The 18617-nt window shown below is 30.1% G+C and carries 18 protein-coding genes; 4 read left to right on the top strand and 14 right to left on the bottom strand.

Annotated elements, in window-relative coordinates; genetic code table 11:
- Positions 1 to 52 precede the first annotated feature (52 nt).
- The 14 genes from hypA to FBE87_RS03040 form a co-directional block, all read right to left on the bottom strand.
- The gene (hypA, locus tag FBE87_RS03105; protein ID WP_002826529.1) at positions 53 to 397 is read right to left on the bottom strand and encodes a hydrogenase maturation nickel metallochaperone HypA; all 345 of its coding nucleotides are present in this window, start codon (positions 395 to 397) and stop codon (positions 53 to 55) included.
- Positions 397 to 1371, bottom strand: a complete 975-nt coding sequence (gene hypE, locus FBE87_RS03100; RefSeq protein WP_002859118.1) for a hydrogenase expression/formation protein HypE — start codon at positions 1369 to 1371, stop codon at positions 397 to 399. The genes hypA and hypE overlap by 1 nt, the downstream gene beginning before the upstream one ends.
- Positions 1368 to 2459, bottom strand: a complete 1092-nt coding sequence (hypD, locus tag FBE87_RS03095; RefSeq protein WP_052780205.1) for a hydrogenase formation protein HypD — start codon at positions 2457 to 2459, stop codon at positions 1368 to 1370. Before hypD ends, hypE begins: the two co-directional genes overlap by 4 nt.
- Positions 2443 to 2724 carry a HypC/HybG/HupF family hydrogenase formation chaperone gene (locus tag FBE87_RS03090; RefSeq protein WP_002776342.1) on the bottom strand — a complete coding sequence of 94 codons (282 nt, stop codon included), beginning with the start codon at positions 2722 to 2724 and terminating at the stop codon, positions 2443 to 2445. The genes hypD and FBE87_RS03090 overlap by 17 nt, the downstream gene beginning before the upstream one ends.
- Positions 2724 to 3467: a hydrogenase nickel incorporation protein HypB gene (hypB, locus tag FBE87_RS03085; RefSeq protein ID WP_002844630.1), complete on the bottom strand. Its 744-nt coding sequence runs from the start codon at positions 3465 to 3467 to the stop codon at positions 2724 to 2726. Before hypB ends, FBE87_RS03090 begins: the two co-directional genes overlap by 1 nt.
- 77 nt (positions 3468 to 3544) lie before the next feature.
- Positions 3545 to 5734 carry a carbamoyltransferase HypF gene (gene hypF / locus FBE87_RS03080; protein WP_100608418.1) on the bottom strand — a complete coding sequence of 730 codons (2190 nt, stop codon included), beginning with the start codon at positions 5732 to 5734 and terminating at the stop codon, positions 3545 to 3547.
- On the bottom strand, positions 5715 to 7235 hold the full coding sequence (locus tag FBE87_RS03075) for a hypothetical protein (RefSeq protein WP_100608419.1): 1521 nt from the start codon (positions 7233 to 7235) through the stop codon (positions 5715 to 5717). The genes hypF and FBE87_RS03075 overlap by 20 nt, the downstream gene beginning before the upstream one ends.
- A gap of 41 nt (positions 7236 to 7276) precedes the next feature.
- On the bottom strand, positions 7277 to 7924 hold the full coding sequence (locus FBE87_RS03070) for a M48 family metallopeptidase (RefSeq protein WP_070311336.1): 648 nt from the start codon (positions 7922 to 7924) through the stop codon (positions 7277 to 7279).
- Positions 7900 to 9216 carry an MATE family efflux transporter gene (locus tag FBE87_RS03065; protein WP_032584688.1) on the bottom strand — a complete coding sequence of 439 codons (1317 nt, stop codon included), beginning with the start codon at positions 9214 to 9216 and terminating at the stop codon, positions 7900 to 7902. The genes FBE87_RS03070 and FBE87_RS03065 overlap by 25 nt, the downstream gene beginning before the upstream one ends.
- Positions 9217 to 9305: 89 nt before the next feature.
- A complete protein-coding gene (locus FBE87_RS03060; protein WP_100620362.1) occupies positions 9306 to 10535 on the bottom strand; it encodes a DUF2920 family protein in 1230 nt (409 codons plus the stop codon).
- Between the two features lie 61 nt (positions 10536 to 10596).
- Positions 10597 to 11337, bottom strand: coding sequence for a phosphate ABC transporter ATP-binding protein PstB (pstB, locus tag FBE87_RS03055; RefSeq protein ID WP_002776307.1), 741 nt, complete (start codon positions 11335 to 11337; stop codon positions 10597 to 10599).
- Positions 11334 to 12422, bottom strand: coding sequence for a phosphate ABC transporter permease PstA (pstA, locus tag FBE87_RS03050; protein ID WP_002784288.1), 1089 nt, complete (start codon positions 12420 to 12422; stop codon positions 11334 to 11336). The genes pstB and pstA overlap by 4 nt, the downstream gene beginning before the upstream one ends.
- The gene (gene pstC / locus FBE87_RS03045; protein WP_002798972.1) at positions 12419 to 13333 is read right to left on the bottom strand and encodes a phosphate ABC transporter permease subunit PstC; all 915 of its coding nucleotides are present in this window, start codon (positions 13331 to 13333) and stop codon (positions 12419 to 12421) included. Before pstC ends, pstA begins: the two co-directional genes overlap by 4 nt.
- Before the next feature lie 9 nt (positions 13334 to 13342).
- Positions 13343 to 14338 (bottom strand): substrate-binding domain-containing protein, encoded by a 996-nt coding sequence (locus tag FBE87_RS03040; RefSeq protein WP_070311332.1) that lies wholly within the window; start codon positions 14336 to 14338, stop codon positions 13343 to 13345.
- Positions 14339 to 14517: 179 nt separating this feature from the next.
- Here FBE87_RS03040 and ctf point away from each other — a divergent pair, with 179 nt between their 5' ends.
- From ctf to FBE87_RS03020, 4 genes are read left to right on the top strand one after another with little or no spacing between them, the layout of a single operon-like run.
- On the top strand, positions 14518 to 15021 hold the full coding sequence (gene ctf / locus FBE87_RS03035) for a non-heme ferritin (protein ID WP_002852256.1): 504 nt from the start codon (positions 14518 to 14520) through the stop codon (positions 15019 to 15021).
- Between the two features lie 42 nt (positions 15022 to 15063).
- Entirely contained in the window at positions 15064 to 16440 is a 1377-nt protein-coding gene (locus FBE87_RS03030; RefSeq protein WP_052790149.1) for an MBOAT family protein, read from the top strand.
- On the top strand, positions 16441 to 17451 hold the full coding sequence (locus FBE87_RS03025) for a GDSL-type esterase/lipase family protein (protein ID WP_002859968.1): 1011 nt from the start codon (positions 16441 to 16443) through the stop codon (positions 17449 to 17451).
- The gene (locus FBE87_RS03020; RefSeq protein WP_002859110.1) at positions 17438 to 18616 is read left to right on the top strand and encodes an SGNH/GDSL hydrolase family protein; all 1179 of its coding nucleotides are present in this window, start codon (positions 17438 to 17440) and stop codon (positions 18614 to 18616) included. Before FBE87_RS03025 ends, FBE87_RS03020 begins: the two co-directional genes overlap by 14 nt.
- Position 18617: the final 1 nt, after the last annotated feature.

The following is an 18617-nucleotide window of genomic DNA, read 5'->3' as shown; positions in this document are numbered from 1 at the left end:
AAATAATAATATCGATAAAATATTTACTATTGTAACAAAAACGCCAAATATATTATTTCATCACAAGTCGCATAAGATGTAAGTCCTCACCTTGTATGATTTTATATTCTATACTTTGACATTTAGGACACTTAAAAACATTTTCTTCTAAAATACTTGTTTGATCGCATTTTAAGCATAAAATTTCAAGCGGAGCAAGCTCTATAAAAAGTTTAGCATTTTTGCAAATATTTGAGTTTTCTTTAAAAGTTTCAAAACAACGCTTAAAAAGATCCACTTCTATACCGCTTAAACGCCCGATTTTTACATAAATTTCTTGCACATTACAAGCCTTATTGTTTAAGGCATTTTCTTCGCAAAGTTCGATTAAAGATTCTACTATACTTAATTCGTGCATTAGCAAATTCTTGGTAAAAGTTCGCCTTTAGGACTTTCTAAAAAGCGTTTTGCTCCATAAGCGTTTTGTAAGATCACGCGTGCTTTTTTCTCTTCTAAAACTTCTCCTATAATACTCGCATTTACATTGTATTTTTTTAGAATTTCCAAGGCTTTTAACTCATCTTCTTTTTCCACACAAAGTATAAAAGTGCCTTCATTTGCAAGCTCATACGCTTCGTAACCAAAAAGCTCGCAAAGTCCTAAAACCTCATCTTGAACGATGATTTTTTCTTCAAAGATCAAAAGATCATTTCCACTTTGCTTTGCCCACTCATTTAAAACCGCACTAAGCCCCCCGCGAGTAGCATCTCTCATGGCCACAACCTTTATATCTTTTTCTAAAAGCTCTAAAACCTCTTTATTCAAAGCCTTGCAATCACTTTTAATATCAGCTTCTAGCTCATTTCTTTTGATTAAAACACTAGCTCCATGCCTTCCTATATCGCCTGAAAGAAGTATGCTAAGCCCTGCTTTGATATTTTTACTTTCTTTTTTAGAAATAATTTCACCTAAGGCTGTAGTGTTGATATAAATTTCATCTGCTTTACCCTTAGGAACAACTTTAGTATCGCCACAAACTAACATAACTCCACATTTTTCACATTCTTCTTTAATGCTTTTTAAAATGTGTTCTAATTTTTCTAGCTCAAAACCTTCTTCTAAGATAAGCCCTAAGCTTAGATATTTTGGCTTAGCACCCACCATCAAAACATCATTAATAGAACCACAAACACAAAGTTTACCTATATTAACCTCTTCATCTAAAAAAATCGGACTTAAAACAAAAGAATCCGTGCTTAAAGCCAAATTTCCCAAAATCGCTGCATCATTATTTGCGTTTAAAATTTCATTATCAAAGATCTTAAAAAGCTTAGTTAAAAGCTCATTCATCTCTTCTCCACCGCCTCCGTGGGCTAAGGAAATATTTTTCATGCATTCACCTTTGAGTATTTATAATACGCCGCACAAGCACCCTCGCCAGAAACCATACAACTTCCTATAGGACTTCTTGGCGTACAAGCCTTGCCAAAAACTTTACAATCATAAGGCTTGGCCAAACCTCTTAAAATTTGCCCACAAATACAGGCTTTGCTTTCATTTTTACTTTGCACCGTACAATCAAATTTTTTACTCGCATCGTAAGCGCTAAATTCTTCTTTTAACTCCAAGCCTCCATCTTTAATAAGTCCTAAGCCACGAAATTCAAAATCACACACCCTAAAGTATTTTTTTACTAAATTTTGTGCTTTAACATTGCCTTCTTTGCTTACGGCTCTTTTGTATTGATTATACACTTTAAAAGTGCCTTCATTGCTTTGTTTTATGATATTTAACACACTTTCTAAAATATCAACTGGCTCAAAACCACTCACCGCTATAGGGGTTTTAAATTTTGCTGCTAAAGGCTCATAAATACCATAACCTGTTATCACACTCACATGAGAAGGACCTAAAAAAGCATTGATTTTTACATTTTCATCATTCATGATCGCTTCTATGGGTGCTGGAACTGTGATATGATTGATATGAAAAAAGACATTATTTATTTTTTCTTCTATAACCTTTTGAAGAAGTAAAGCACTCATAGGCGTAGTAGTTTCAAAACCTATAGCAAAAAAGATGATATTTTTGTTTAAATTTTGCTTAGCAATTTCCAAAACCTCAAGCGGAGAATAAAGCGCTCTAACATCAGCCCCTTTAGCTCTTAAATCCAGTAAAGAAATTTCACTTCCAGGCACCCTTAAAAGATCCCCTAAAGTACAAAAAATCGTATCTTTCATGGAGGCTAACTTGATAGCTGTGTCAATGCGAACTCTTGGCATAACACAAACAGGACATCCTGGCCCATGGATAAAGTTAATTTCCTTTGGCAAAATAGAAGGCAAAGCATATTTCATGATACTATGCGTATGCCCACCGCAAATTTCCATGATATTAATAGGATTTTTAAGTTCTTGTTCTATGAGTTTTTTTAAAGCTAAAATGCTTTCTTTATCTCTAAATTCATCGATGAAATTCATTTAAACCCAAATCTCCTTCATCACTTTTTATCTCTCCACTATTCATTTTTTCTACTATTTCTTGATAGGTTTTAATGCTTTCTAGTGCAGCTTCTTTGTCGATTTTTTCCATAGCAACGCCTACATGGATTAATACATAATCGCCTTGTTTTAAAGGTTCATCAATCAAATCCAAATTAACTTTTCTTTTCACGCCTAAAGTTTGTACTAAAGCATTGTTTAACTCATCGATTTCTAAAATTTCAGAAGGTATAGACAAACACATTAAAAAAGCTCCTTTTTAAGTTTAAGCACCTTATACCAAAGCTCCATATTGGTGCCATTTTTTGCATCAAGGGTGATAATATCTGCTCTAGGATTTAATTCTTTAATCAACCTAGTCGCCTCTTTAACATCAAAATCAAAATGATGAGCTAAATCTGCCTTTGTGATTAAAACTATATCAGCCTTTTTAAACATCACAGGATATTTTTGCGGTTTATCGCTTCCTTCGGTAACAGAAAGCAAAACCACATTTAAATGCTCTCCTAAATCATAACTTGCAGGACAAACCAAATTTCCAACATTTTCTATAAAAAGCAAATCCACATCATCAATGGCTAAATGATGCAAAGCCTCATGCACCATAAAAGCGTCCAAATGACAGCTTTGTCCTGTAGTGATTTGATACGCCAAAGCTCCGGCATTTTTTACCCTTAGAGCGTCATTATTGGTTTCTAAATCCCCTTCAATCACAGCAATTTTAAGTTCATTTTTCAAAGCCTTAATCGTGCTTTCTAAAAGCGTGGTTTTTCCACTACCTGGAGAACTCATTAAATTGATACAAAGCGTGTTAGCTTCATTAAAATGCGCTCTATTATGCTTAGCTTCTTCATCATTTTTGCTTAAAATTTTAGAAATCACTTCTATGGTTTTACCCTCTTTTAAACTTGGATTTTCATGATGGTGATCGTGATGATGACCATGCGTATGGCTTGAATTTATAGAGCAGCCGCAATCTTTACACATTTTCTTTCCTTCTATATTTTTTGTTTCATTTTAACCTTAAAAGCATTAAAAAATTATGAGTTTTTAGAATATTTGCTTTATTTTTCTAAATTTAAAAAATGCACCATTTGTCCTAAGGCTATGGAGCTATCATTACAAGGGTACTTTAAAGGTATAAAAAAATCAAAATTTTTAGCTTTTAAAATTTCAAGCAAGGTTTTGTTTTGAAAAACCCCTCCGCTTAAAAGCACTTTTAAATCATAATCTTTGCTAAAATCTATGATAAAATTTGCCAAGGCATTAAACATACCTGTAATCGCCTTAGTTTTTTCATCTTGCAAAGCCCCTAGGATTAAATTTTTAAAATTAACCTGCCCTTTTTCTACAAAAAGCTTATAAGAAAAATCAAGATTTTTATCATAAAAAGCTTCACACATTAAGCCAACTTGAGCTTCATAAGAACTTTTTTCTAAGTTAAAAACAATACTTCCAAAAGCATCGATAATGCGTCCTAAAGAACTTGTTTGTAAGTTAGAATGAGAATAAATTTTTTTAAGATTTTTAAGTTTAATTTTTGGAATTTTTGCTAAAAAATCCTTAGCCTTATCTTCTAAATCATAATGAAAAATAAGACTTAAGGCTAAATTTTGTATATTTTTAATATCACTATTTATAAGAGTGAAATTTTCAAAATGTGCAATTCTTTCATATTCTTTTAAATTTCCTACAAAAACTTCTCCACCCCAAATTTTACCATCTTCGCCATAACCTGTTCCATCACAAATAAAAGCTAAAGCCTTTTCATCTTTTGCAAAATTTTCTTCATATTCAAAATAAGCCGCACAAAAATGCGCATAATGATGAGAAATTTTAATCCTTTCTTCAAATTCTTTTGCATAGCTAAAATGCGGGTGTTTATCGCACAAAATCGCATCAAATTTCAAATCATAATTTTGTTTAAAAAATTCTAAAAGTTTAAAAAATCTCTCATGCACATCAAGACTTTTCAAATCCCCTATATAAGGAGAAATTAAAAGTTTATTTTCATAAAAAATCACAAATTCATTTTTAAGTTCCGCACCCAAAGCTAAAAAAGTGCCTTTTTTATTAAAATTTCTTTCCAAATAAAAAGGATTTAAGCCCCTTGAAGTACGCAAAAACATAGTTTCACCATTTACCACTTGAGCTATGCTGTCATCACTTGCATTGATAATCTCCCTATCATAATCCAAATAAAAATCAAAAACTTTATCAAGTTTTTTACACAAATTAAACTCATCTTTAATAATACTTTCTCCGCTTAAATTTGCACTCGTTGCTACAAGGCTTCCTTTAAAATACTCAAAAAGCAAAAGATGTAAAGGTGTATAAGCTAACATAATACCGATTTTATCAACATCAGGAGCGATTAAAGAAAAGGCTTTTTTTGCCTTTAAAATCACAATAGGAGCTAAAACCCCACCAAGCAAAGCTTCTTCTTTTTCATCTATAAAGGCAAGTTCTTTAGCACTTTGTAAATCTTTACACATCAAAGCAAAAGGTTTTTTAGGGCGATTTTTTCTAAGTCTTAGAGTTTTTAAAGCTTCTTCATTAAAAGCATCGCACATGAGATGAAAACCACCTATGCCTTTTATGGCTAAAATTTTACCTTCCTTTAAAAACTTCGCACTTTGCATAAAAGCTTCTTGATCTTTAGCTAAAATTTCACCCTTTGGATTTTTAAGAAAAACATTGATTTTGCATTTAGGACAACTAATAGGCTGGGCATGAAAACGCCTATTTTTAGGATCTTCATATTCACTTTTACAAAACTCACACATCAATAATTCTTGCATAGAGGTATTAAATCTATCATAAGGAAGACTTTTTATAATACTAAAGCGTGGCCCACAATGTGTGCAAGTGATAAAAGGATATAAAAAGCGTGGATTTTTTTCATCAAAAAATTCTTTTTTACACTCCTTACAAAACGCAAAATCGCTTAACATAGGCGTGCTTTTTGTATTCTCTAAAGAAGGAGTAATGCTAAAATTCTCATAGTTTGAAATTGAAATTTGCGTGATTATAAGCTGATCTATTCTTGCTAAAGGTGGAAGATGATTTTTTAAATTTTCTATGAAATTTTCACATTCTTTTTGAGTGCAAGCAAGGATGATTTCTATCCCAAAACCATCATTTCTTACTTCTCCAAAAAGCTTTGATTTCAAAGCTAGTTCATAAACTAAGGGGCGAAAACCCACCCCTTGAACTAGACCTGAAATTTTGATCTTATACCCTAAGTGGCGCATCGCTTAACTGACAATTTTTAAGATGTTTTAAAGTATTTTTAAGTAAAGATTTATGTTCAAACAAAGATCCACTTATAAGTGCTAAATCACTTTGCTTTTTCTCTCTTAATTCATCATAAGTATCACGCAAGAAATAAGCCAAACTCTCAACCGCTCCATAAGCGATATTAGCACTATCTACACCTGCTAACATAAAACTCATGGCAGATCTTAAGGTTCTTGTATAATCAAAACTTTTATCTTCTTTCAAACGATAATCAATCTTTACTCCACGAGGCATTTTTGACTCATCAGCGATTTTTAAAAGCTCACTAGCACTCTCTTGTAAATTTCTACCCAAATTTAGCACTCTACCCAGCAAGCCAAGTAAGGAATAAAAATTGTTTTGAAGCTCAAAATTTTCATCTAAAAGAGGAAATTCCTTGTTAAAATTTTCTAAAAGCCTTGCACCAATTTCATCTTTTTTAATCTCTTCATAAAGTTCTTTGCTGTGTTTTGGTAAGGAAAGTTTAAGTAAATTAAGCTCTTTATTGATAAGCAAAATATCTTCATAATCCTTACTTAGCTCTAAAATAAAAGCTTTTTCTTTATAACGGCTTACAAGATAAGAAATTCTTGCCATATTTTTATCTTCTTTAGAAAAAATAAGCTCTCTTGCCTTAGCATTGATAAATTCAAAGCCTTCCAAAACCACCACTTGCTCATCTAAAGCACTGATATAAAAATCTTTTTGATATTCTTCTATCTTTTTTACGCTCAAAAATTTATATTCATTTTCAAAAAGTTTTAAACCTAAAGCAAAACAAAATAAATCCCTAGCAAGTCTAATTTTAAAATCACTAAAATCAAGATTGTGATTTTTTCTAAATATGGCATTAAGCCTTAGTTTCATCAAAGGTTTTTCTAAACTTGCAAGAAGTTTTAAATTTTCATTTGAACAAACAAAAACTGAATTTATAGCTTTAATATCACAAGGAAGTAAAAAATCTCCTATAAATTCGTTCTTAAACAAAGAAAATTCATAAATGCCATTTTTATCTTTCAAATAAATCTTTTTTTCTTGACTTAACAAATCAAAGGCAAGATTTAAAAAAGTATTGAAATTTTCTTCATTGATTTTTTCAAATTCTGATAAATTGCTTGAAAATTCACACTCACAAAACACGCCCCATTCGTTTTTGTTTAAAAGTTTTTTTTCTTGATAAGCATTAGAATTTAAATGAGTAATATAAGAAAATCTTGAAAATTCTTTATCTTCTGGTATACAAGGGTTAAAACCCTGCCCCGCTTTTACATCAAATTTTTTCAAAAAAACGCTATGACTCATGAAATTCAAAGAATCACAAAAAGTCTTTAAATTTTCTTCATCTGCATCGATAGAAAAATGATAAGTATTTTCTTCTTTACTAAGGATATAATTGTAATTTTTCGCATAAAAACGCAATAAATATTCAAAAATATCATTATCTGCATTATAAATAAAATCAAAATCCAAAGTCATATTATGCCTTTTTTGAAAAATAAACTATAAATATAACATTTTTAACTTAAAAATTCTTTCTCTCTTTGCCTAAAATCACTCATAAAATGCTCTATAAAAGTATAAAATTCTTTGCTATGATTGGGAAATTTTAAATGGCTAATTTCATGCAAAATCACATATTCAATAGCTCTTAAACTCTTTTGAATGAGTTTTAAATTTAAATTAATATAAGCTTTATTGTGATTGCAAGAACCCCAACGTGTTTTCATATTTTTAATGCTTAAATGCGTGTAAAATAAGCCTGTTTTTTTACTCCATTTTTTAAGATAAAAAGTAAAAATCTTTTTAGCATTTTGTCTTAAAAATAAATCCAATTTTGCTTTATTTTGACAAATTATTTTATCTTTATCAAAATAAATTTTTTTGGCATTTTCATCAAAAATAATTTGATATTTTTTAGCTAAAAAGATTAACTCATCATCTTTTAAGGCTTTTTTTTCAAATCTTTTTTTTGCCTCATTCATCCAAGAACTTGATTTATCTAAAAACTCATAAATACTTTTAAAGGTGCAAAAATAAGGAATACTAAGAACAAATTCACCCTTTTCATTTAGCCTTAATCTTAAAGTTTTTATGCATTTTTTAGAATAAAAATAGCACTCATCTTTATAAATAAATGATTTTAAACTAGAGCTTTGCCTTGCCATTTTTTACTTTTCCATCTGTATGAATTTACCATTCCACGCAAAAATTCATCTGCACAAAATCCTATCCAAACCCCTAAAATTCCAAGATTAAAATGAAAACAAAGCACATAACCCACAGGCAAAGATACCCCCATCATAAAAACAAGTCCGCTAAAAAATGGAAACTTAGCATCGCCACTTGCGCGCAAGGAATTAACCATAACTATATTAAAAGTTCGTGAAATTTCAAGAAAGATTGAAAGAGCAAATAAAGGTATCATTAAATTTTTTAGCTCTTCTTTAAGCCCTAAAATTTGCATAGTAAAATCTTGACAAAGATAGTTTAAAAACGCCACTAAAGCACTCGCTATTACACTAAAATATAAAGCACGCCAAGCATGTTTGTAAGCGATATTTTCATACCTAGCACCGACTAATTTACCTACTATGATTTCATTAGCTATGCTTATAGCTTGTCCTATAAGCATGATAAGCATTGAAATTTGAAAATAAATCGTTTGCACACTCAAACTCGCCTCACCTAAGCTTGCTACAAAAGCAAAAGCTATAGTATATTGGACTATCCACAAAAGATTTTCCCCTGCTGAAAATCCTCCTATATTTAAAACCTTTTTTAAAACTTCTTTTTCAAGTTTTATCATTTCTTTGATTTTAAGATGAATTTTAAGTTTATAAAAAAGTATCGCAAACAAAGCAACTATAGCAACAATGCGAGCAAAAATATTACTAAGCCCTATTCCAAAAAGTTCTGACTTTGTATAATGCAAAACATAATAATTTCCACAAATCACCACTATATCCATCAAAAAACCTATAAACATGACCCAATAAGCCATATTATAAACCCTTACAATAGCAGCTAAAACAATACCTATGGCATCAAAAAACAAACAAATTGCAAGCATATGTAAGTAAATTTCGCTATCTTTGAGCAATTCTTGTGGAATTTTTAAAAGATAAAGCAAATACTCCCCATGCCATAAAATAAGCACACCGCATACAAAGCCTAAAAGTGCATTTAAGAACAAACTTTGATGAATCACTTTTCTTGCTAAAACATGATCTTTTGCACCAATTGCTTGTGCGATCACCACGCTACAACCCACACTTAAAAATGAAAAAATAGTGATAAAAAGATCTAAAATTTGATTTCCAGCCCCCATAGCACCGACAAGAAAATTAGAATAATGCGACACCATAGCGGTATTGATAATCACGGTTAAATACTTAGAAAGCAAATCCCAAAATATAGGAAAACTAAGTCTTGTTAAGGAGAGTTGTTTTTTTGCCATGATATTATCTTATCTCTTTTTTTAAATATTTCTTTTAAAAAACAATTCTACTTAAAAATTACTTTTTTAAATATAAATATTTAATATACTCAATTTGTTATATTTAAAATAATTTGATGATTTTCTTCTTTGAAAGTATACACTAGCTCATCACATTTATATGAGACTTCCTTCTTGCAAATTTTATCTTGCAAAGGTTCTTTTAATATTTGCAATAAATGTTTTTTAAAAAATAATTTTGTGCTCAATCCCATTCCATGATTTAAATTTTTAATAAACTTATTATCAACTTGTGAAATAGCAAAAAATTCTACTTTAAAATTTAATTCTTTTAAAATATGTACAAAATTTTCCTTATTTTTAAAAGGAGATCTTTCATCAAAAATACTATGATATAAAATATATTTTGGATTTGGATATAAGCTTTGTATTATTAGATGTTCTTTGTTTAATGGTTCTCTTATGATTTTTCTAGCATTTGAAAAATAATTTTTTGAAAATTTATTATTATTCCAATAAGTTTTATCACTTAAATATAAAAATATATTTTTAAATAAAGTATCATCATATGTTCCATGATATCTAGTAAAATCGATTTCTTTTCCAAAACCTATAAGTCTAAAAATATTTCCAAACAAATTAACAAAAGAAGAATTATCTAATATAAAATCAATACTCCAAGGAGCTATTTTTGCACATAAATTTGCTAAATATCCGCCATATGAATTTCCAAACAAAATCGTTCTAATACCCCCCCCCCTCATTAGTTTAAATGGAGAATTTTCTTTTATATAAAAAATAGCATTTAAAATATCCATAGCTTGCATTATACCAAAATTTTGATATTCATTTTTAGATGGTAAAAAGCTTACATGCGTTCTTAATTTATAGTTTTGATGTAATTGTTGATTTAATTTTAATTTTTGAATTTCTTGATCTATTCTTATAAAAGCATTATTTAGATTTTCATAAGAATTTATACCATAAACATTTATACATTTTAAATTTATAGCCTTTAAACTAGTATCTAAAATGAATTTATCTATATCATCCAAATAAAAACTAGAACCCAAATGAGGTCTATTTCCTATACAATGATAGTTAATATTAATAACAGCAACTTTATAATTTCTAGTCAAATAATCATCAATATAAATATAACTATTCATATCTTCAGCACCACCTGGAATAATACAAACAATAGCTTCTATTTCTTTACTATCATCATAAGTCAATCTAAATTCTAATTTACTTCCCCTTTTGATATTTAATTCTACATCATCACAAGAATCTATAGAATAAATTTGGTTTATAATCATATTAAACCTTTTTTTGGAAATTTTTAATTAATTATATCATCAAATTTCCAAAAAATAAATCTCACCCAAAAGCACCGCTTAAATAAGCTTTGGTTTTTTCTTGCTTTGGATTTTCAAAAAATTCCTTGCTTTCTCCAAATTCTATAAGCTCACCTAGGTGAAAAAATGCTGTATAATCAGCTACGCGTTTGCCTTGTTGCATATTATGCGTAACCATGATCATAGAAAGATTATGGCTTAATTCTTTCAAAAGCTCTTCAATCACGCCTGAACTTATAGGATCAAGTGCAGAAGTTGGCTCATCTAAAAGCAAAAGTTTAGGTTTGATCGCTAAAGCTCTTGCGATACAAAGACGTTGTTGTTGTCCGCCTGAAAGAGCTAGGGCATTTTGCTTTAATTTATCTTTAACCTCTTCAAAAAGCCCCACTTTTTGCAAGCAATCCACCACCAAAGCTTCTTCTTCATCTTTGTTTTTAATCATACCATGAAGTTTTGGTGCATAAGAGATGTTTTCATAAATGCTTTTTACAAAAACATTAGGTTGTTGAAAAACCATGCCTACATTTTTACGCAAGGCTACTACATCTTGATTTTTAACATCTTTTCCTTCAATTTCCACTAAACCATCGATTTTTGCAATTTTATCATTCATTCTATTAAAACAGCGCAAAAAAGTGGATTTACCACATCCTGAAGCACCGATGAGTGCAGTAATTTTGTTTTGCTCTATTTGCATATTGATATCAAATAAAGCTTGTTTTTTTCCATAAAATAAATTTAAATTTGTTGTTTTTGCTATCACTTTAATTTTCCTTGAAAATATTTTCTTAATAATATTGCACTAAGATTTAATACGACTAAAAGTCCTAAAAGCACAATAATACCCGCTGCTGTTCTTTCTAAAAATGCACGCTCTGGCATAGCCGACCATGAGTAAATTTGAGCAGGTAAAACGCTAGTTGGATCAAAAATCGAACTAGCTACATCAGGGATAAATGCTATCATACCGATAATCATCAAAGGTGCAGTCTCGCCTATAGCCCCTGCTAAAGTCAAAATAGAACCTGTTAAAATCATAGGCATAGCCAAAGGTAACATAATACCTTTTACCATTTGAACCTTTGTCATACCTAAGGCATAAGCAGCATTTTTCATATTGATATCCACACTTTTTAAGGCCGCTTTGGTTGAAACAATGATAATAGGCAAACTCATGATCGCCAAAGTAAGCCCACCCACTAAAGCACTTGAACGAGGCATTCCAAAAAGATTGATAAACACTCCAAGTCCTAAAAGTCCAAACAAGATACTAGGAATACTTGCAAGGTTGTTAATACACACTTCTATAAAATGTGTAAGGATATTTTGTGGCGCAAATTCTTCTAAGTAAATTGCCGCTGCAACGCCTATAGGAACACTCACAACCATACAAACAAGCATAACAAGCAAAGTCCCTACAACTGAAGATAAAATTCCTGAATTTTCAGGAGATTTTGAGTCCCCATTTAAAAAGAAATTGCTATTAAATTTAAGCTCTATCTCGCCTTTTTGCATAAGATCATCGACTAAAGTTCTTTGTTTTTCACTAAGGCGATTATATTTTTGCTTCATATATTGATCTACTTCTGAATTTGCCAAAAGCCAAGATTTTTCAGTGATTTGCCCTGTTCTTATCTTTCTTTGCTCAGCACGAGATAAAAGATCATAAGCAGGAGAATTTCTATTAGCCTCTACAAAAATATAGGTTTGCTTAAAAGCAGGAAATCCAAGATAAGCCACACTTCCTAAAAAGATACAAAGAAAAATTAAATTAATATAAAGCCCCATTTTACAAAGTCTTTTAAAAGACTTTGAAGCTTTTTGTCTTTTTTTAAAAAGTTTTTTCATAAATTTTTCCTTTTGTGAAAGCGATTGATAAGATAAACGCTAAACATATTGATGATTAAAGTGATGACAAAAAGCACCAAACCTAAAGAAAAAGCACTTAAAGCCAAAGAACTATCAAAGGCTTGATCTCCACTTAAAGCTTCTACGATTTTTACCGTTACCGTTGTCATATCTTCTAAAAAATTTAAAGTTAAATTTGGACGCAAAGAAGCTGCCATCACCACTATCATAGTTTCGCCTAAGGCTCTTGAAAGTCCTAAAAGACAAGCTGCAACTATACCAGGAATAGCCTCAGGTAAAATCACGGCAAAAACCACTTCTTTTTTTGTCATACCTAAAGCATAAGCGCCATTAATCCTTTTCTCGCTTACTGCTTCAATGCAATCTTGAGATAAAGAAGCCACTATAGGTACTATCATGATCCCCATGATAAAACCTGCGCCTAAAGCACTTTGAAAGCTTGCTTGTATGCCAAATAAAGAAAAAAACCACACTATAAAAGGCGCTACAACTATAGCCGCAAAAAATCCAAAAACAACAGTAGGAATCCCTGCAATGATTTCTAAAATAGGTTTTAAGTAATTTTTAGATTTTTTGCCAGCAAAAACACCTAAATATATAGCACACATAACCCCTAAAGGTAAAGCCGTTAGCATAGCAATCAATGAAATATAAAAAGTTCCCCAAAAAAGCGATAGCGCTCCAAAAACACCTTGTTTACTCGTGCCATCTGCATTCATAAAAGCTGCATCAGCTGCCCACTGACTTGAGAATAAAAAGGTAATAACGCTTTCTTTTTGAAAGAATTTTAAAGCTTCAATTAAAATTGTAAGCATGATAGCAAAACTTACTATCACGCTTACAAAAGCACATAAAAAAAGTGCAAATTTGATTATTTTTTCTTTTAACAAAGTTTTTCCTTAAAAAACTTTTCCAGCTTTTACAAGCTCATCATTTAAAATTTTTCTATCTTCTACATGTTTTTGAGAAGCTTTTAATTTATCATCACTCAAAGGAACAAGTCCTATTTTTTCAAGCTCTCCACCACTTTTTGCCAAATCATCACTCATATAAATTTTTGCAAAATCAAAGGCTTCTTTTGGATTTTTCTTAGCATTGATATAAATAAACAAACTTCTTGCAAGTTCGTATTTTTCATCTGCGATACTTTCTTCGCTTGGCGTAACACCATCGATATTAGCAGCATTGATTTTGTCTGAATTGCTCACTAAAAAGCTATAACCAAAAATTCCAAAAGCATCCTTATCAATAGTAAGTTTGGAAACGATTAGATTATCATTTTCACCACTTGGGATATAAGCACCATCTTGGCGTATGGTTTTATACTCGCCTTTATACTCAGGAATTTTTTTAGACACATCGCTCATTACAAGCTCTTCTACAGTATCTCTTGTTCCTGAACTTGATGGTGGACCATAAACACTAATTTTACGATTTGGTAAATTTTTATTGATTTGATTCCAGTTTGTATAAGGATTTGGTATAAGTTTTCCATTTTGTGGAATTTCTTTTGCCAATGCTAAGAAAAGTTCTTTTTTTGTGATATTTAATGGAGCATTGGTTTTATTTTGAGCTAAAACTATACCATCATAACCTATCATCATCCCTACTATATCAGTTACCCCTGCTTTTTTGCAAGTTTCAAATTCGCTAAATTTCATCGCTCTTGAAGCATTAGAAATGTCAGTTATGCCCTCGCAAAATACCTTAAATCCACCCCCTGTTCCCAAGCTCTCTACTATAGGAGTTTTTGTATTGTGAATCGCTGCATACTCTTCAGCTACAAAAGAAGTAAAAGGATACACAGTCGATGAACCTGCGATTTTTAAATCTGCTGCATTTAAAGCACCACAAAGTGCAAGACTTGCCACACTTAAAGATAGAATTTTTTTCATTTTTTCTCCTTAACTTTAAAAAAGCAATGGAAGTTTAAAAAAACTTGGAAACATTTTGGAAACATTTTTTATTTTGTATTTTTCTTAAATATAATTTTTAACTATCAAAAAATTTAGCTTGTTTTTAAAAAAATAATATATCATTATAAAACATTTTAAATTTTAATAAGGAGATAAGAATGCTTTCTAAAGAAGTTGTAAAATTACTCAATGAACAAATAAACAAAGAAATGTATGCGGCAAACTTATATCTTAGTATGAGTTCTTGGTGCTATGAAAACAGTCTTGATGGAGCTGGAGCCTTCTTGTTTGCACATGCAAGCGAAGAAAGCGATCATGCTAAAAAGCTTATCACTTATCTTAATGAAACAGATTCTCATGTAGAGCTTCAAGAAGTAAAACAGCCTGAACAAAATTTCAAATCTTTACTTGATGTTTTTGAAAAAACCTATGAACACGAGCAATTTATCACAAAATCAATCAATACTTTAGTTGAACACATGCTAACACATAAAGACTATTCTACTTTTAATTTCTTACAGTGGTATGTAAGCGAACAACACGAAGAAGAAGCACTTTTCCGCGGTATAGTTGACAAGATTAAGTTAATCGGAGAACACGGAAATGGACTTTATTTAGCTGATCAATACATCAAAAATATTGCATTAAGCAGAAAAAAATAATCTTTGCCCTACTATGGGCAAATCTCGCTTTGGATTGAAGGTATGACTTATTTTTCTCTAGAATTTAGTATTTTAATGATAGCTTTTTTTGCTATTTATTGGACTTTTAAAAATAATTATAAAATACAAAATATTTTAATTTTAATTTTCTCTTATATTATTTATATTTTAATCAATCCTTATTTCGCCTTGGTTTTATTTATATATACCTTTTTTATACACTATTTTGCCTTGCTAATTTTTGTGCGTCGCAAGCGTTATATTTTCGCTACTTGCATGGCTTTTATTATTTTAAATTTATGTTTTTTTAAATACTTTCCTAGTATCAAAGGAAGTGTTGATGAGATATTAAATTTTTTCGGTTTAGAATTTTTAAATATTGATTTAGTATTACCAATAGGAATTAGTTTTTATACCTTTACTTCTATTACTTATCTTGTAGAAGTTTATCAAAAACGCCGTTTAGAAAGTTTTTTAAATTTAGCAACCTTCTTATCATTTTTTCCAACACTACTTTCAGGGCCCATTATGCGAAGTTCTTTTTTCTTTGAACAGGCCTATCAAAAACGCGAATTTAAACATGCAAATTTAATCATCATCTTGCTTGTTTTTGGTATAGTTAAAAAAGTTTTAATAGCCAATTACCTTGGAATTTATGCTAAAAGTATTTTAGACTTTCCACAATCTTATAATTTCATACAACTTTTAAGCGCAATTTACGCCTATGCAATTCAAATATACTGCGATTTTAGCGGATATGTTGATTTAGTTTGTGCTTTTGCTTTAATGTTAGGTTTTACCCTTCCGCCTAACTTTAACATGCCTTATCTTGCAAAAAACCTAAAAGATTTTTGGGCTAGATGGCATATCAGTCTTTCAACTTTTATAAGAGATTATATCTACATACCTTTAGGGGGCAATAGAAAAGGAATGCCACGCACTATAGTTAACATACTCATCGCTTTTATACTTTCAGGTATGTGGCATGGCAATACACTTGCTTTTATTGTTTGGGGTTTATTGCATGGCATTGGCATAGTTTTTATACATTTGCTAGCTTTAAGCAAATTTAGTTTACAAAAAATTCCAGCTTTAGGAAGATTTTTAACCTTTCAATTTGTATGTTTTACTTGGATTTTCTTTTATTATAGCAAAAATCTAGAAGATGCAATAGAATATTTTAAAGCTTGTTATTATAATTTCTTCCAAATTCCATCTTATAACGATATTTATATGTTGGTTGCTTTTGGGGTTCTTTTTATGATCTATCCTTTATTTATTAATTTTAAAGAATATTGCATTAAGATTTTAAATCTTACTCCATTTTTACTAAAACCTTTTATCATAGCTTTTATTTTACTTTTGGTTTTTGCTTTTATGCCAGATGGAATTCCTGATTTTATTTATTCGAGTTTTTAGATGAGTGTGGTTAGATTTTTCTTTATTTTGATTATAGTGCTTGGCTTGGTTGTTGTAGTTATGAATCAGAGCATTAGCTCTTATATAGAACAAAAATATCACTTTGCATTCTATCCTCATAATGATCTTTTAAAAGAAGCCAATGGCTTCAAAATTAAATTAGAACAAATTCGCGCAATTTTAAGCAACGAACCCTTGCCTCAAACTAATGAAGAAACTACAAATCAAGAAAATAAATCAATAGATGAAAACTTAAGTAAAATAGATAAAGTTCTAAACACTTTAGAAAATGATGAAAACACTTCTCATAAAGAAACAAATCCAACCTTAATCCGAGATGCAAATATTAGTTTTATCGACAATACCAAATTAGAACTACAAAATGGAGATGAGTTTTTATTTATCGGAGATTCTTTAATGCAAGGTGTTGCAATAGCCTTAAATAGAGATTTAAGAAATTTAAATCTTAAGGTAACCGATCTTAGCAAACAAAATACAGGCCTTTCTTATAAATCCTATTTTGATTGGTCAAAAGCAACCAATGAAGCTTTTATTAAAAACTCAAATATTAAATATCTTGTTGTTCTTCTTGGCGCTAATGATCCTTGGGATATTAAAAAAGGAGGAAATTACCATCGTTTTGGCTCCCCTTCTTGGATAGATATTTACACAAGTCGTGTAGATGAAATCATTAAAATCGCTAAAAAACATAAAGCCAAAGTTTTTTGGTTTGAAATCCCTCCTGTAAAAAAAGAAGATTTGAACAAAAAAATACAAGTGCTCAATAAAATTTACAGCGATGAAATTCTTAAAAATAAAGAAATTTTTATCAACACTAAGCTATTTTTTAGTGTCAATGATGAATACTCAGCTTATATAAAAGATGAAAACAATAGAAGTATAAAAGTAAGAACAGATGATGGGGTTCATTTTACTCCAAGTGGGGCAAGAGAAATGTCTAAACTTTTATTAGAACACATAAAACTTAAGGAAGAAAATGCTAGTAAATAAATTTAAAATTATCTTATTGTTTTTTATTATTTTTACTAGCTCTTATGCACAAAATTTAAATACAAATGACACAATAGATTCCATACTCAATCAAAACAAAAATCACTCTGCTTTAACAAGTTATGTATTAAAAAAAGATCTTAAAAATCTAGAAAAAAAATTAGAAAAAAATCAAAACATAGGAATTAGAATTTATGGAGATTCTCATATGGCGGCTGATTTCTTTCCGCGTGTCATAAGAGGATATTTAATCCGCTCTAACTCTATAGGTTTTGCCTATCCTTTACAGCCCAAATATCAACAAAATCTTAATCTTGTTTATTCTTATAAAAACTTTGAAATTTTAAACTCAAGAAATCCTGCTAATGCTGGACATAATTTTCCACTAGGTGGGATAATAGCCAAAGCAAAAACTAAAGGCGCAAAAATCAACCTTGATACAACCCTAGATAAAAAAAATTTCAAAATAGGATTTTTATTTAAAGCCAAACAAAATACCAATGCTTTTAGCATCAAAGATGCAAAAAACCAAAGCTATGAGTTAAGAACTACACAAATTAACAAATGGTCTTATAAAGAACTAGAACTTGATCTTCCTTTGCAAATTTCAGCCTTACAAAAAGATGCTGAGCTAGGAGGATATTTCATCACAAATAAAGATAATAATGTTTTCTTAGATACCATTGCAATCAATGGTGCCAAAAGTGATTTATGGCTCTCTTGGAATCAAACAGTTGTAAAAAAAGAACTAGGACTTTTACACAATGATTTAATTATTCTTGCCTATGGTTCTAATGATGCACTCTTTAAAGGGTTTGAAAAACAAAAATTCAAAAATAATTTAAAAAAATGGATTAGTATTTTAAAAACTTACAATAAAAACGCTGTTATCATGCTAATCTCTCCACCAACTGTAGTTCAAAAACAAGGTAAAAACTACAAGCTTGCTCCTGATTTTTTTACCATACGCAAAGCATTATATGAAGTTGCTAAAGAAGAAAAAACTCTTATTTTTGATATGCATCAGTTTATGCAAGATAGTGGGGGAAAAAACAAATGGATAGAACAAAAGCTTTCGCTCAATGATGTACATCTTACTATAAAAGGCTATGAGCTGATGGCTAAAAAGTTACTCGAGGATTTAAAAAATATCATCGATTATTAAA

Source organism: Campylobacter sp. CFSAN093246, from assembly GCF_012889415.1.
Taxonomy (GTDB): domain Bacteria; phylum Campylobacterota; class Campylobacteria; order Campylobacterales; family Campylobacteraceae; genus Campylobacter_D; species Campylobacter_D jejuni.
Note: the sequence above shows the minus strand (reverse complement) of the source record. Positions and strands in the feature narration are given on the sequence as shown.

What these genes read in the sequence shown, in the direction of transcription:
- ctf (WP_002852256.1), top strand. Translation starts at nt 14,518, where the DNA reads ATGCTTTCTAAAGAAGTTGTAAAATTACTCAATGAACAAATAAACAAA.
- FBE87_RS03075 (WP_100608419.1), bottom strand. Translation starts at nt 7,235, where the DNA reads ATGACTTTGGATTTTGATTTTATTTATAATGCAGATAATGATATTTTT.
- FBE87_RS03020 (WP_002859110.1), top strand. Translation starts at nt 17,438, where the DNA reads ATGCTAGTAAATAAATTTAAAATTATCTTATTGTTTTTTATTATTTTT.
- FBE87_RS03030 (WP_052790149.1), top strand. Translation starts at nt 15,064, where the DNA reads ATGACTTATTTTTCTCTAGAATTTAGTATTTTAATGATAGCTTTTTTT.
- FBE87_RS03090 (WP_002776342.1), bottom strand. Translation starts at nt 2,724, where the DNA reads ATGTGTTTGTCTATACCTTCTGAAATTTTAGAAATCGATGAGTTAAAC.
- hypF (WP_100608418.1), bottom strand. Translation starts at nt 5,734, where the DNA reads ATGCGCCACTTAGGGTATAAGATCAAAATTTCAGGTCTAGTTCAAGGG.
- FBE87_RS03025 (WP_002859968.1), top strand. Translation starts at nt 16,441, where the DNA reads ATGAGTGTGGTTAGATTTTTCTTTATTTTGATTATAGTGCTTGGCTTG.
- FBE87_RS03065 (WP_032584688.1), bottom strand. Translation starts at nt 9,216, where the DNA reads ATGGCAAAAAAACAACTCTCCTTAACAAGACTTAGTTTTCCTATATTT.
- hypA (WP_002826529.1), bottom strand. Translation starts at nt 397, where the DNA reads ATGCACGAATTAAGTATAGTAGAATCTTTAATCGAACTTTGCGAAGAA.
- pstA (WP_002784288.1), bottom strand. Translation starts at nt 12,422, where the DNA reads ATGAAAAAACTTTTTAAAAAAAGACAAAAAGCTTCAAAGTCTTTTAAA.
- hypB (WP_002844630.1), bottom strand. Translation starts at nt 3,467, where the DNA reads ATGTGTAAAGATTGCGGCTGCTCTATAAATTCAAGCCATACGCATGGT.
- FBE87_RS03060 (WP_100620362.1), bottom strand. Translation starts at nt 10,535, where the DNA reads ATGATTATAAACCAAATTTATTCTATAGATTCTTGTGATGATGTAGAA.
- hypD (WP_052780205.1), bottom strand. Translation starts at nt 2,459, where the DNA reads ATGAATTTCATCGATGAATTTAGAGATAAAGAAAGCATTTTAGCTTTA.
- FBE87_RS03040 (WP_070311332.1), bottom strand. Translation starts at nt 14,338, where the DNA reads ATGAAAAAAATTCTATCTTTAAGTGTGGCAAGTCTTGCACTTTGTGGT.
- FBE87_RS03070 (WP_070311336.1), bottom strand. Translation starts at nt 7,924, where the DNA reads ATGGCAAGGCAAAGCTCTAGTTTAAAATCATTTATTTATAAAGATGAG.
- hypE (WP_002859118.1), bottom strand. Translation starts at nt 1,371, where the DNA reads ATGAAAAATATTTCCTTAGCCCACGGAGGCGGTGGAGAAGAGATGAAT.